Below are 14009 nucleotides of genomic sequence, written 5' to 3'. Positions count from 1 at the left end.
CGTGATTACAACGCTCAGGTCGGAGAAGCGCTTGCTGCCGTTCGTGCGTTGAACAAGTTAACAGGGCTCGGCATGCCCGTAACTCGTAAAGTTAGCTAAAACATGGCTTAAATTGGGTAGATCTGCTGTTTTCCTGATTTGATCAACAAAGCCGACATCAGCAGATCATGTTTCTGATATGGACCGTACCAATGGCTCAGCATCACCTGTTATAGGTAATTTTGACGGTGCAAAATTTATTGATGACTCTGAAGTCAACACCCAAACTCATGAACTGAGGTTTAATTCGAAAAATAGTGATATTCGATGGGTTGGTGGTGTTTTTTACCAAGACCATTTATATGACGCAAAAGATAATGGCACAATTGTCCCAAATTCAAACTTCGGTCATATGGAAGCACACAATATGTCTGATGTATCTGGTGAACAATTCGCTATTTTTGGTCAGGGTACCTTCCCGGTGACAGACAGGCTTGAAACTACGCTGGGTCTAAGGTGGCAAAAAGATGATAAAGAAATTGATTCATCAAATCGAAGCGTAATGATGGGAAATGATACCACGACTAATTACAAACGAGAAGATTCCTGGGATGTCTGGTTGCCAAAATTAGCTTTTGGTTATCAGTTAGAAGGGAAACACTTGCTTTATGGTAGTGTGTCAAAAGGTTATCAATCCGGAGGTTTTAACTTTACTGAATTAAATCCGGCTAAGGCAAAATATGAACCGCAAAGAACTATTGATTATGAATTGGGAATTAAATCCTCATGGTTAGATAAACAGCTGAATTTAGATCTAAATCTTTTCTACCTGGATGTTAAAGATGCTCATGGACGGAGTATTAGTGCATTAAATAACATTAACTTTTTCAATGTGGATAAGGCGCGGAGTTATGGTGCAGAATTCGATCTGAACTGGTTTGTTAATATGGATTGGTCACTGAGCGGTACACTTGGTATGAATAAATCTGAGTACAGAACGAATGAATTTTCCGGGAAAAGAATGGCGAATTCACCAGAGTTTACGTCATCATTAACGCTGAATTATGGTGGTTATGAGGGTTTTTATGGAGACCTGACTTATAACTATCGTTCATCAACTTATACAGATGCTGAAAATACCCTAAAAATTGATGGTTATGGTTTGGTTGATACACACTTGGGTTATCGAGTAGACGACTACACGGTTTATGTTTTTGGTACAAACTTGCTTGATGAAGACTACACCACGAATTACTACGCCTTGCCTTTCCCGGGGCCCGCGCCTATTGCCGGTGCTGGTCAGCCACGAACTTTGGGCTTGGGTGTGTCTGTAGATTTTTAACCCTTAATTCAGATAATAAGTGTAAAAAGCAGCTCTAGCAGCGAATTACCATGAGTTTATTCGTAGCCTAGCTCAAGGTTACTACACTGATATTTGTGATGTTTTTCTAGGTTATTAGGGGTAATCGTCAATGAATTAGTATCGCCAGCGCTATTTTGAAAAATGCGCCAATTTTAATTTTAGATGAACCCACAGCTGCGCTTTATACTGAAAGTGAGGTGGCGGTTCAGTCTGCGATTGATTATTTGATTAAGGATAAAATGGTAATTGTAGTTGCCCATATTTTATCTACTATCATGTCATCAAGTAACATTGTTGTTGTGGATCAGGGTATGCTTGTAGAGCAAGGCACACATCATGAGTTACTTCACAAGCGAGGAAGATACAGTGTAATGTGGCAGGCTCAACAAAGAGTTAAGCATTGGTTTTAACAGAGAGTGCCTGATATTTTTGATGATGAAGGTCCTGTTGTATAAGGTGATACGACAGGACTTTATCTAAAAGATAGTCATTAGTTAGGTCCATCTGTTTGTGCTTTATCCTTGTTTGCGAAGATGTTTCAAATCTCTTGGCTTAACTCCGTAATGTTTGAAAAATGTAGAAGAGAAATGACTAGTGTTGTTATAGCCAAGGTTTTGGGCAATGGTCGTAATTGGCATGTCACTATTAATAATTGAATGATAGGCTTTTTCCATTCTACACTTAATGACGTATGCATAGGGGCTAGTGTTAAAAACGGATTTAAAGTCTTTTTTTAGTTTAAAATCATTAGTACCAACTAAACGAGCAAGAGTTGGTAACTTAGGAGGGTTAATTAATGAGTTTTCAAGAATGTCTCTTGCTTTGTATACCCTATGCCTTTCCTTCTCATTGATATTAGATTCAGGTATTGGCTGGCTAAACATAGACTGGATGCTTAGAGAAATTAGTTCATACGCTTTCCCTTGTAAGAATACTTGTTTGATCATTTCTGTGACCGGAGGATTTAATAGCATTTCTACGCATTTTTGCATGAGGATATTATTCTTTATAGGGATGCTCATGTAACCTTTTGCTTGATTCGCATTGCAGTTTTCAATAATGGTATCGAATTCAACAAGGTATTTTCTAGGAAAGCATATAGATATAATTTTTAAATTTTCTGTTGGGGAAAAGTAAGCTGTACCATCAAAACTACAATGACAACATAGGCTTGCGCTTCCTGGTGAGTCGGTGCTTTCATAATTACAGAGATTAGATTTTGTTGTTACCGTCCCTTCTTTTACAAAAGCTAAAGATAAGTATTCACGATTATCCTGAATAGGAATTTTAATTTCTTGATATATGCATCCTTCCAGAAAAACAATTTGGATTTCAGAAAATAAGTAGGTTGAAATGTTTAATACAGATTCTTTAATTTGAATCCTCTGATGGCTTTCAGAGCCTTTGTTGAAAACATCGTTCGATAGGCATTGCAGTTTATCAATATCTAAACATGTGTTTTCAGTATCATGAGAGGTATGTTTTTTCATATTGTAGTGACTCTGCTTCTTTATTCTGAGTTTATCATTTTGACACCTTATTGATAATGATTATCATTTTATATCTAGTGGTTTTGTTTTACAATATTTTGTTTTGACCCGAATTCAGATAACAAGTGAGACACTTCATGGGTAGGATTACCATATCATTGACGTGGTAGCTCAGGGTGAGAAGCTGAATAAAAGTGATTTAACTTCTAATGACAATAAAGAAAATAAAGCCGGATCAACGGTGGAGGATTCAGTGCGACTGAAGCTGCTTGTTGCTCAGTGTAACTGCCTCGATACCGAGCCATAGGTCATTAAAAACCGATGGAGGAGTGCAGTGCCCCAAGTGTCATTTAAGCGATTTTCAAGCACGGCTTCATTGCCGGGTAAATGCTCTGGGTGGTTGATGAGCCAGGTGACCATGGCTGACCAGCTCATTCCGAGATGTGCATGGGTTGAGTAGGTCCAGTCATTGTGCTTGAGCAGGTAAAAGGGCTCGACTGAACTGCTGGCGAGCGGAAGTGAGCCGGTTGGTTTCCGGGTAATTGCTTGTCGGCTGAGTGACCAGCTCCAGGTCGTAGGCGAAAGTCCGGCCGTTAAGCTGTCTTGGCGACTGGCACTCGTGTCGACGAAATGAAGTCCAGCGGTACACTTGCACGTCTCCCCCGAACTTTCGCCGCCAAGTGCTTCGACCAGATAATGGTGCGCATCACCGAATGCAAACAGGGGACGGCGTCGATGGGTGACTGCTTTTAACCAGGCGACTAAGTGTTGTTGGAAACGGTGATAGGCCTCGCGATGCCATAATCCGCAGATGATAAAACACGAATAGTGGTCAATATTGATTCGTTGCAGCGCTTCCAGACTGTGTATGACAACAAATTGCTCCGTGTCGTGGAGGAGTGTTTCAGTCCACTGACGTCCGACAAGATGAGCCACCTCTGCAGGTGGCTCGTCCAGCTGGACAATGGCAATTGGTCGTTGACGCATTGTTCCCGCCATGATCACTTAGGCTTCAGTAACCAGGTCGTAAAAATCGACGGATGAATTGTTGACGGGGTTGACGATCCCGACCCGAATGGCAAAATCACCAAAATTTTCACCCGGCTCGCCTTCTTTTGACCATTGGCCAATGTAACCATCGAGTAAAGCCAGAATCTCGTCAATCGGCATGTTGCTCTGGTGCAGTCGTGGGATACGCGTTCCCATTACATTGCCGCCGATATAGAAATCGTAACGATTGATGGCACGCCCCACCAAGCCGACTTCTGCCAACATCGCCCTGCCGCAGCCATTCGGGCAGCCGGTGATTCGGAAGATAAAGGGGTGTTCAGCCATTTGGTGCTGCGCCATCATGCTATCAATTTGGGCGGAGATTTCCGGCAAAGCCCGTTCTGCTTCTGCCATAGCCAGCGGGCAGGTCGGAAAAGAAACACAAGCCATGGAGCTTTTGCGCTGTAAGCTGACGGTATCGTCGATCAACCCGTATTCGCGGGCGATCTGATCGATCACTTCTTTTTGATCCGATGGCACACCGGCAATGATCACATTCTGGTTTGGGGAAAGGCGGAAATCACCCTGGTGGATCTGCGCAATCTTAGCCATCCCGAGCTTGCGTGGCTTCTCCGGGGTGTCGATCACCCGGCCGCTGGGGATAAACAGGGTGAGGTGATGTTTGCCGTCAACCCCTTCGGTCCAGCCAATCCGGTCTCCGCGGGCCGTGAATTCGTAGGGGTGAACCGGGGAGAACTGAACGCCTGCACGTCGCTCAACTTCTTGCTTGAATGCCTCTACCCCGACACGATCCAGGGTGTATTTGGTTTTCGCGTTCCGGCGATTGGAGCGGTTCCCCCAGTCGCGCTGAGTTGAAACGACGGCCTCAGCGACTGCCAGCGTGTGTTCGGTTGAAATAAAACCGAATTCGCTGGCCATGCGTGGATAGGTGGTTTTGTCGCCGTGGGTCATGGCTAAGCCACCCCCGACCAGAACATTAAAGCCGAGCAGTCGGTCACCTTCGCCAATGGCGACGAAACTTAAATCATTGGCGTGCACATCAACGTCATTCTGCGGCGGGATCACGACCGTGGTTTTGAATTTACGCGGCAGATAGTTATTGCCTAAAATGGTTTCCTCTTCTTTCTCGATGGAAACCTTTTCACCGTCCAGCCAGACTTCAGCGTAGGCATTGGTTTTGGGCAACAGGTGCTCTGAGATCTTCTTAGCCCATTCATAGGCAATTTGATGCAAGGCGCTTTCAATCGGGTTCGAGGTACAGAGGACGTTCCGGTTCACATCGCCTGCGGTTGCACGGGAATCCAATCCGAGCTGGTTTAACAGTTTGTGGACCGGTTTGATGTCATGTTTCAACACGCCATGCAACTGAACGGCCTGGCGGTTGGTGACACGAATGGATTCATACTGGGTATTGGTGGACGCAAATTCATCAATCCCAAGCCACTGTTTAGGAGTAATAATCCCACCCGGTAAACGGACGCGTAGCATGACGGTATGCAGGGGCTCAAGCTTTTGCTTGACGCGCTCGGCCCGAATGTCCCGGTCGTCCTGCTGGTACATGCCGTGGAAACGGATCAGTTGAAAGTTGTCGCCTTCAAAGCCACCGGTGATCAGGTTTTGCAGATCTTCCGTAATGGTGCCTCGTAATAATTTGCTTTCTTGTTTTAGTCTTTCGTTGTCAGAGAGTTTTTCATTGCTCATCGTGATAGTCCATTGCCTGGTTATATTGCTCACCGGTGCGTTAATGCACGGCACCATCAGGAAAACTATCACTCGCTGTCGAGCGGAAACAGGTACAGATACGTATGAAAAATGGCATAACAGATTGATTTTTATAACCGTTTGGAATTTCTTAAAACCAGAGTCGTTGAATCAGGTGAAATTCCCGCTGAATTAATGAGATACAGTTCTTATTTAGTTCATTTCTTTATATCAATAACCATGAAATTGTCCACCATGAATCAAATTGATAACCATTATCATGTATGATCCGTTCATCATGGATGGTGTTAAGGCTGGGGTTATGCGTATTCAATTTGGTTTTATCTACTTTTTCCTGTTAATGGTCGGAGCCGGGCAGTCGATTGTTTTTGCCATTTTTCCGGCTCTGTCCCGCGAATTAATGATGACAGAGCTGCAAGCCGGTTTGGTGATCAGTGCCGCGGCATTTATTTCTTTTGCTGTGTCTCCGTTCTGGGGACGTCGGGTGGACAAAGCAGGCAGTAAGTCATCCCTGATCCAGGGCGTTGCAGGCTATGGCCTCTTTAATATGGCATTTGCCGGCGTGCTCTGGATGGCGATAGACACAACCATGTCAGTTGTCGCTGTATTTCTGCTGTTGGTCCTGACCCGTTGTATGTTTGCCTTTTTCACGTCTGCAATTTTGCCTGCGGCACAAACTTATCTGATTACCCATACCAGTGCTGAAGAGCGTCCGGCGAAGATGGCCATGATCGGTATGATGTTCGGGCTTGGGATGATCCTCGGTCCTGCGGCAGGCAGTGCGCTGGTCTCGGTCGGCATTCTGGCGCCGATTGTGTTGAGTGCGTTGATTATGCTGTTGCCGCTCCCCTTTGCCGTCAGGCAGTTGCATGAAGTGCCCGTCACTCAGAAACAGCAATCCGGGGGGGCCGAAAAGCTCCGTTTTCGTGATGCCAGAATTCGTCCGTATTTCCTGCTGATGCTGACGGTCTATGCAATCTTCTCTGCAATTCAGCAAACGATTGCTTTTTCTTTGCAAGATTTATTATCTTTTGATGCCGTGGCGACTGCGCAGTGGGTCGGGATTGCTTTTATGGTTTGTGCGGTTGCTTCGGTGATTTGCCAAGGGGTGATTATTCAGAAATGGCAGTTTAGTGGTCAGCAACTGATCACGATTGGACTTGTGTCGATACTGATTTCGTTGACTGTCTTTATCGCCGGACAAGGGCTGGTGGCCGTGATGATAGCGTTCGCTGCACTGGGCGTTGGTTTCGGATTTGTCTATCCGGGCATTGTCAGCAAGGCATCCCTGTCTGTCACCGGACAGCTTCAGGGACAAGTCACGGGCGCTCTCCAGGCAGCAATGTCTCTGGGATTTATCGTCGGTCCCCTGATTGGCGCGGGACTGTACGCCGAGATCGGGCAATGGGTTTATGGCGTGCTGTTATGTTTGTTGGTCAGTACGTCACTTTATGTCTGGTTCAACCGGACCAACCGAGAAGAAACCGAAGCACTGGTGTGACAGAAGCGGGCATAAACGAAAATTCTCTCAGAATAGACGATGAAAGCGGGCCTTCAATGCCGGAGGCCCGGCAAACGATTTTGAGGTGCGCAAACGCATTGAGTTGACTTTAAACGGAATTCTCTTTATCAAGCTTGTTTTGATTTGCTGAGAAGATTGTGATGTTGTCATATCTCCCGCCACTTGTGACCTTATCGTTTGCCATTATCTTAGAAGTGTTGGCGACTTCGTGGCTCCCCAGAACCAACCAGTTTACTGCGGTTGTACCCACCGTCGGCGTGTTGGTAGGCTATGGTCTGGCGTTTTATCTGCTCTCCTTAACGGTCCAGAATATGCCCCTGGGGGTGGCGTATGCGATTTGGTGCGGCGCAGGGATTGTACTGGTGGCACTGATTGCCTGGTTACTGCATGGGCAGAAACTGGATGGGTACGCGATAGTCGGCATCGCCTTGATTTTGCTCGGCACCGTGATCATTAATGTCTTTTCGACGGCAATCGATCATTGATTGGTGTTCAAGCTAATTGAATCTCGATGAATTTGGCAGATCGTCGCTGTTTCAGTATCAATATGAACACCAGTCATCAGATGGGGAGTTATCAGATGGTGAGTTGATGTCTGATCGCATCAAAGGGTCATGAAGTCTGTGATATGGTGTTTTTTCTTACGATATTCATGAAGCTTTTTACAGGGAGTAAGGCGTGATGAGTTGTATTTTTTGTGACATTGTTTCTGGTAAGTCTCCTTGCCATCAAGTTTGGGAAGATGAAGAACATTTGGCATTTCTGTCGATTTTTCCCAATACCAAAGGATTTACGGTGGTGATCCCCAAGGCACACTATTCAAGTTATGCCTTTGAACAGTCAGACGAAGTGTTATCCAAACTCATCTTAGCGACCAAGCAAGTCGCCCAGTTGCTCGACAAAGCCTTTGATGGCGTCGCGCGAACCGGGATGTTCTTTGAAGGCTATGGTGTTGATCATCTTCACAGTAAGCTATCGCCCATGCATGGAACGGGAAACAACCCAGCGTTTCAACTGGTTGAATCAAAAATCGATAAGTTTTACGAGCAGTACGAAGGCCACTTATCATCGCATGACTACAAACGGGCAGATGATGACGAGCTTCGTCAAATCGCGGCCCACATTCGGTCATGTGCCTAGCAGGATGTCGTCACGAGTCCGGGTGTCTCTGCCCGAGCTGGGAGTCACTTGTATGCCAGATTGTTTTCAGTTAGTGCTTTGAGGGTGGCGATGGCTGCTTTGGCATCCTTGCCACTGACCGTGAAGGTTAGGGTATCGCCGTTGCGCACCCCGAGCCCCATGATATTGCTCAGGCTTTTGGCGTTGACAGTCTTCCCGTTTTTACTCAACCAGATTTGGGCTTCGAAACGCCCTAGTTCGGCGGCGAGGACGGCAGCCGGACGGAGATGCAGGCCGTGTGGGGTGTGTATAGTCCATGAGAACGTCAAGGTTTGATCCTGAGGACATTCATCGACGGGGTGTTGACCAGATGGTTGATCGAGGGGGATGGACGGGGAACTGTCGCTTTGCGGATGGCGTTGCGCCAGCGCCTGATATTTTGCCGTCAGCGCACTTTGGGCTTCGATTAATACGCTTTCGAGCGGCATCCCACCTGCCGCTGCGACACAGGCGACGATAGTGCCCTCAACCAGCGGGGCAGGGCAAACCTTCACGGCATCCACCTTATCAGGTGAAAGTAATTCCAGGGCCATATCGGCACTGAGGATCGCACTACCCATGTCAAGCAGGACCAAAACGCCATCGGGGCTGTATACCTGCTCGATGGCATTCATGACCGCTAACGCGTCGGTTCCCAAAGGCGTTTCAGGAGCATCAATGCCTGCGGCAATGGCCATGGCGACTTTGCCATGGGAGACTTGTGTCGCCAGTTCGAGCAGACCTTCTGCCAGACGGCGGCTATGTGAAACAATCACAATACTAACCATTATCTAAATGTAAAAGAGGTGGCAGGGATTGCCACCTTTGATTATGAATATGAGTCCAATTACTTAGCTTAGGCCTCATGACAGCGTGGCTCAGCTAGTCTGCCAGAGGCAGCCCGCTGGGCAGTACTTTTGGAGTATTCGAACGCAAATCAAGGCTGGCCGGATCCGTCAGGGCAAAGAGGAACGCCATGATTTTTTCGACGTCATGGCTGTTGTATTGCAGTTGCTGTATCTCACTGGCACCGGCAATTTCATTGAGGACATCAAGGTTATTCATGACTTCAAAGTCCAGTGCATCTAAGTCACGGCGCGAAGGCAAAACAGCCTGGCTTTGGTCGTAGTTATTTAAGGCATCGATGGCATTGATGTGGTGTTCAACGACGGCTCGTAAGGTATTGTAAGCTCCGACATGTCCATAAGGCGCTGTCAGCAAAATATTTCTGAGAGACGGGGTACGGAATTTATACCGGTCTGCATCATTTCCGCTGACGCGGCTGTGGCCGAAGTCTTCAAGCCCTTTAAAGCCGTCTCCCTTGCCAGGCCCGATTTGTGGCATAGCAATCGCGTGGAAATCATGATCGGTTTGCAGGGTGCCGCTGTGGCAACTGGCGCAGGTCTGCATGCCATTATGCTCGCTCTTTCCGTTGTAGAATAACGTCATTCCCTCGATAGCATTTTGGCTCATGGCGTTCTCGTCTCCCCGCAGAAAACGATCGAACGGACTGTTGTCGGCACGCCAGGCGATTCCCTCGAAAGCGGCAATGGCATTGGCGGCATGAACAAAGGTAATCTCTTTGGCACTGTTGATGTCCGGGTATGCGGCCTTGAACTGTTTGACATAATCGGGAATTTTCCTCAAACGTTCAGTCAGGAGTTCCCAGACGCCGTCGTCACCGGCCAGAATATTGGCTGCGGCAGCATCGGCAACCGGGTTTTCACCGGGTTGCCCGGCCATTTCTGTGGGGTTGGTTACGGGAAGCATGGCCTGGGCGGCCAGGACGCTGTCAAGGCCTTCCGGCAAGGCATCACCGGCCGGTGAAGTAAACCCGCTGGGATGACCGGGGTCGGTAAAAATACGGCCGTCATTAAAGAGGACCGTAAATTGATGGGCGCCGAGGTTGAAAAGGGACGGGGAGTTGTGCGGTACGCGCTGAACAATCGCTTCATCCCCCTCACCCGTTGTTCTGTTTATCCCGAGTCCATCGCCGCCTTCACCAACAGGCAGAGACAGACCGTCGGTCGTATTCGTGAGGGTGTGGTGGCACGTCCCGCATGAGATATTTTTGTTCCCGCTTAGGATTTTGTCGAAGAATAGGTTTTTTCCGAGTTCTACCTGTGCCGGGCTATGGACACGAAAATCGTCATTCCCCAGAGGAGACAAGCCGAAGGGCGTGGTATTACGATCGTTATTATTATCTGCTAATGCTGTTGTCGGGTAGGCCGAAAGGCCGCCTACAGCCAGGCTTAGCGTTAGTGCAAGGCTTTTCATCAATTATCCCCTTAATACTGCAATTCAATGAAAGGCTATTCCTCTCAAAGACTAGTGTTTTACAGGCCATCAATGTGGGGGTTTAACTGACACTCTTATTTTTATTACAAGGAGTTAGTATGTGGACAGCTTTCTTGCGGCTGGACTCGGTATGCAGGAATAGGGAGATATAGGGCAATCAGGATAGGATTGCCCGGCAGAGTTCGGCAAAGAGGTAATGGGACGATGTTGCGCCGGGATCCTGATGGCCGATGGATCGCTCGCCAAGGTAGCTGGCCCGGCCTTTTCGGGCCTGCATGTCGATGGTACTGAGCATTCCCTGCTCGCTGGCATTCAGTGCCTGCTTGAGCGCTTCTTCAAGCGGAGCGTGTTGGTTTTGCGCCAGAGTGTTCAGAATGGCCAGCCAGGTGTCGACCATGGTTTTGTCTCCGGCGACGGCTTTTCCGCGTTGTTGAATGCCTTTCAGGCCATCGCTGAGCATGGTTGTCAGCGCCGCTAAGTCCAGAGCTTCTTTTGCCTCGGTACTGATTGCCCCGCGCAGGAACAGCGTGCCGTATAGCGGGCCGCTGGCCCCGCCGATAGTGGAAAGCAGGGCCATCCCGGTTGTTTTCATGATGGTGCCGATATCCTTGTCGGCAACATCAGGGAGTTTATCCATCACCTTATGAAAGCCACGCTGCATATTGGCGCCGTGGTCGGCATCTCCGATTTGGCGATCCAGTTCGGTGAGGAAGTCTTTTTCTTGCTCGAATTTTGCGGCTGCATTTTCCAGCCACCTGACAATCTGTTGTTTGGTCACTTGTGTCATGGATATCTCGCTATTTTGTTATTCCTATTGGGAAACATGCCTAACATCCCCAGCGCAGGGCCGGGGTATTGACCGGCTTGTCCCACAGGGACAGCATTTCATCATCGGCATTGAGCAGACTGATAGAAACGCCCTGCATGTCGAGGGAGGTGCAGTAAGCGCCAATTAAGTTTCTTTCGATGATGATCCCGCGTTGTTCAAGTATTTCGGCGACTTTTCGGTAAACGCAGTAGAGTTCGGATAAGGGAGTACCGCCGAGGCTGTTGACCAGCACGATGACTTTATCGCCCTGCATCAGTGACGCCGTCGTCCAGTTTTCTTCCTGCCAGTCGCCGAGGTCGCCATTCCAGCGGCGGACGGTTCGCTGGTAGCTGCTGTTGTCCAGCAGGCGTTCCATCATTTCGCGGGTCGTGGTGTCGCTGTCAGTAAACGTTGCGCGCTTGATCCCGGGTTCACCGTGAATCCCGATACCGAATTCAATTTCATTTTCTGCCAGTTCGAATCCGGGCTTGCCTGCGGCTGGTACCGTACAAGCCGACAGGGCAATGCCGATGGAGCGAGCATGGTTGGTGATCCTTTTGGCCAGCGTGCTGCACTGCTCCAGGCTGTAGCCTGCTTCCGTTGCGGCCCCGAGAATTTTTTCAGCCAGAACCGTCGCAGCGACGCCCCGGCGTCCGGCAGTGTACAGGCTGTCCTTGACGGCCACGTCGTCGTCAATGAGTGCGACCTGCACTTTCATCCCATCACCATGCAGGATTTCGACGGCAGTCTCGAAGTTCATGACATCACCGGTGTAGTTTTTGACCAGAAACAGTATCCCCTTGCCGGTGTTGAGCTGTTTGGCACATTCAACCATTTGATCTGGAGTCGGCGAGGTAAAGATTTCACCGGGGCAGGCGGCATCCAGCATGCCATAGCCGACAAAACCGCTATGCATCGGCTCGTGACCACTACCGCCACCAGAGATCAGCACCACTTTGTTTCCGGGTAGCCTGGCACGGCGGATAAAAGCCGGCTCCAGGCTGACAGCCAGATCGGGATGGGCCTTGGCGACGCCTTCCAATTGTTCTCTGACGACGTTATCAACGTGGTTGATCATCTTTTTCATCGCAGACTCCTATGCAGTGCGGTCTGAGTCGTAGAACGGGTTTCAGTGAGAGCTGAAATGTTGTTTTGTTTGGCGTTCTGTCTGTTTATGGTAGACGACACAGCGCATCGTGCCGATCATTCCTTCGGGACGGGCAATCGTTTCAATTGCATTAGTGTGAGTTGGCATGTATGAAAAAAACACTGAGCGCTTGCGCACTCAGTGTTTTGATTTTAGTGGCCTTGATTGAGGCAGGGCAGGCTCATGGCTTCTTATTGTTGTATCAGGCGCGCAGGAAGTCGAGGATCCAGCCGGTGACGCGTTCGCTGTCGACCGGTTTTGCCAGCGAGGTCAGGCCGTCATCGAGGACCTGAGGCGGTAGCAGGTGCTGGCGAAAGTGCATCAGATCTTTCGAGTAGGCTTTGCTGAATTCAGGATGGCCCTGAATCCCGAGCAGGTGCTGCCCGATCTGGATCATCGCATTCGGACAGAAAGCACTGCCGGCCAGCACCTGAGTTTGTTCCGGGAGCTTGACCACCTGATCCTGATGACTGACGACCAGCGATAGGGTCTCCGGGACGCTTGTCCCCTCATTGAGCCAGTCCGGTGATTGTTGCATTTCATGCGTCGCAACGCCAACGCCCCAGCCCTGAGGCGCCTGGATCACTTCACCGCCGAGCGCTTTGGCAATCAGCTGGTGGCCAAAACAGATCCCGACCAGCTTTTTCTGCTGCTGATGCAACTTGCGAATGAATCTCAGTAAGTCATCAATCCAGGGAAACGGGTCGTTGACACTGTGGCGGCTACCGGTGGTCATATAGACATCACACTCATCCACATCCTGAGGTAATTCTCCGTCCAGCGCCCGGTAGAAGACCAGCTCCAGTGTGTCATCCTGTTGGTGCAACAGCGCCTTAAACATCGCCGGATAGTTGTCATGTTGCGGTTGCAGCTCGGCTGTGACGTCGTCACATTGTAAGATTCCGATCTTCACGTCCATTCCTCCTAAGATTCAGTCAGTCGCCCCATCACGGCATCGGTAAAGATACGGCTGTATTCGGCGGCTGAAAATTGGATCGGGTTACCGCCTGCGGAAGGATCGGCGACGGCCATCTCACCCACACGTTGGGCTTCTTCGATGGTGATATCGATCTCCGCCAGGGTATGCGGGATCTTCAGCTCAGTGCGCAGGTCGAGGATCCACGTCATGAAGGTATCAAAGCTTGGGTTGTCCAAATTCAGGTAGCGCGCCAGATTGGTGATTTTGTCTTCAATCGCACAGCGGTTGGCTGCCAGCACGTAAGGCATCAGAATGGCGTTCAACAGGCCGTGGTGCTTGTCGTACAGGGCGCCCAGCGTATGGGCAATGGCATGCATGCCGCCCAGACCCCGTTGGAAAGCAGTTGCGCCCATGCTGGAAGCGACTAGCATCTGGGTGCGCGCCTCCAGATTATCGCCTTGGGTAACCGCGATCGGCAGGTAGTCTTTAATCAGGCGGATCCCCTCAAGGGCGATCCCTTCGGCCATCGGGTGATAGCTGGTGGCACAGAAGGCTTCGAGGTTATGCGACAGGGCATCCATCCCGGTGGCGG

Annotated in this window: 13 protein-coding genes and 2 pseudogenes; 6 read left to right on the top strand and 9 right to left on the bottom strand. The window is 49.2% G+C overall.

The annotated features are described in order from the left end of the window. The 3 genes and pseudogenes from VV869_RS19930 to VV869_RS19920 all read left to right on the top strand — a co-directional run. Positions 1-99 (top strand): annotated as a pseudogene (locus tag VV869_RS19930) (IS5/IS1182 family transposase); the annotation flags it as partial. 79 nt (positions 100-178) lie between these two features. Further along, positions 179-1321: a TonB-dependent receptor gene (locus VV869_RS19925; RefSeq protein WP_337736681.1), complete on the top strand. Its 1143-nt coding sequence runs from the start codon at positions 179-181 to the stop codon at positions 1319-1321. A gap of 155 nt (positions 1322-1476) precedes the next feature. Next, positions 1477-1752 (top strand): hypothetical protein, encoded by a 276-nt coding sequence (locus VV869_RS19920; protein ID WP_337736680.1) that lies wholly within the window; start codon positions 1477-1479, stop codon positions 1750-1752. Positions 1753-1857: 105 nt separating this feature from the next. Here the strand turns inward: VV869_RS19920 and VV869_RS19915 are convergent, their stop codons facing one another. From VV869_RS19915 to cysI, 3 genes are all read right to left on the bottom strand, one after another. Beyond that, a complete protein-coding gene (locus tag VV869_RS19915; protein ID WP_337736679.1) occupies positions 1858-2832 on the bottom strand; it encodes a helix-turn-helix transcriptional regulator in 975 nt (324 codons plus the stop codon). 276 nt (positions 2833-3108) lie between these two features. Then, positions 3109-3819, bottom strand: coding sequence for a hypothetical protein (locus tag VV869_RS19910; protein WP_337736678.1), 711 nt, complete (start codon positions 3817-3819; stop codon positions 3109-3111). Between the two features lie 18 nt (positions 3820-3837). Further along, positions 3838-5544 carry an assimilatory sulfite reductase (NADPH) hemoprotein subunit gene (gene cysI, locus VV869_RS19905; protein ID WP_337736677.1) on the bottom strand — a complete coding sequence of 569 codons (1707 nt, stop codon included), beginning with the start codon at positions 5542-5544 and terminating at the stop codon, positions 3838-3840. 322 nt (positions 5545-5866) lie between these two features. Between cysI and VV869_RS19900 the strand changes: the two genes are divergently transcribed. From VV869_RS19900 to VV869_RS19890, 3 genes are all read left to right on the top strand, one after another. After that, the gene (locus VV869_RS19900) at positions 5867-7066 is read left to right on the top strand and encodes an MFS transporter (protein ID WP_337736676.1); all 1200 of its coding nucleotides are present in this window, start codon (positions 5867-5869) and stop codon (positions 7064-7066) included. Between the two features lie 161 nt (positions 7067-7227). Continuing rightward, on the top strand, positions 7228-7572 hold the full coding sequence (locus VV869_RS19895) for a DMT family transporter (protein ID WP_337736675.1): 345 nt from the start codon (positions 7228-7230) through the stop codon (positions 7570-7572). Between the two features lie 196 nt (positions 7573-7768). Then, positions 7769-8227, top strand: coding sequence for an HIT family protein (locus tag VV869_RS19890; protein WP_337736674.1), 459 nt, complete (start codon positions 7769-7771; stop codon positions 8225-8227). A 44-nt stretch (positions 8228-8271) separates the two neighbouring features. Here VV869_RS19890 and dhaM read toward each other — a convergent pair whose 3' ends face one another. The 6 genes and pseudogenes from dhaM to VV869_RS19860 form a co-directional block, all read right to left on the bottom strand. Further along, positions 8272-9021, bottom strand: coding sequence for a dihydroxyacetone kinase phosphoryl donor subunit DhaM (gene dhaM / locus VV869_RS19885; RefSeq protein ID WP_337736673.1), 750 nt, complete (start codon positions 9019-9021; stop codon positions 8272-8274). A gap of 106 nt (positions 9022-9127) precedes the next feature. Further along, the gene (locus VV869_RS19880; protein ID WP_337736672.1) at positions 9128-10522 is read right to left on the bottom strand and encodes a cytochrome-c peroxidase; all 1395 of its coding nucleotides are present in this window, start codon (positions 10520-10522) and stop codon (positions 9128-9130) included. Between the two features lie 178 nt (positions 10523-10700). Next, positions 10701-11330: a dihydroxyacetone kinase subunit DhaL gene (gene dhaL, locus VV869_RS19875; RefSeq protein WP_337736671.1), complete on the bottom strand. Its 630-nt coding sequence runs from the start codon at positions 11328-11330 to the stop codon at positions 10701-10703. Between the two features lie 40 nt (positions 11331-11370). Beyond that, positions 11371-12438 (bottom strand): dihydroxyacetone kinase subunit DhaK, encoded by a 1068-nt coding sequence (gene dhaK / locus VV869_RS19870; RefSeq protein WP_337736670.1) that lies wholly within the window; start codon positions 12436-12438, stop codon positions 11371-11373. A 262-nt stretch (positions 12439-12700) separates the two neighbouring features. Next, entirely contained in the window at positions 12701-13411 is a 711-nt protein-coding gene (locus VV869_RS19865) for a glutamine amidotransferase-related protein (protein WP_337736669.1), read from the bottom strand. A gap of 11 nt (positions 13412-13422) precedes the next feature. Continuing rightward, positions 13423-14009: pseudogene (locus tag VV869_RS19860) on the bottom strand (iron-containing alcohol dehydrogenase); the annotation flags it as partial.

It is taken from the genome of Photobacterium sp. MCCC 1A19761 (assembly GCF_037389125.1).
Lineage (GTDB): Bacteria > Pseudomonadota > Gammaproteobacteria > Enterobacterales > Vibrionaceae > Photobacterium.
This window is presented reverse-complemented; position numbering and strand designations above follow the sequence as displayed.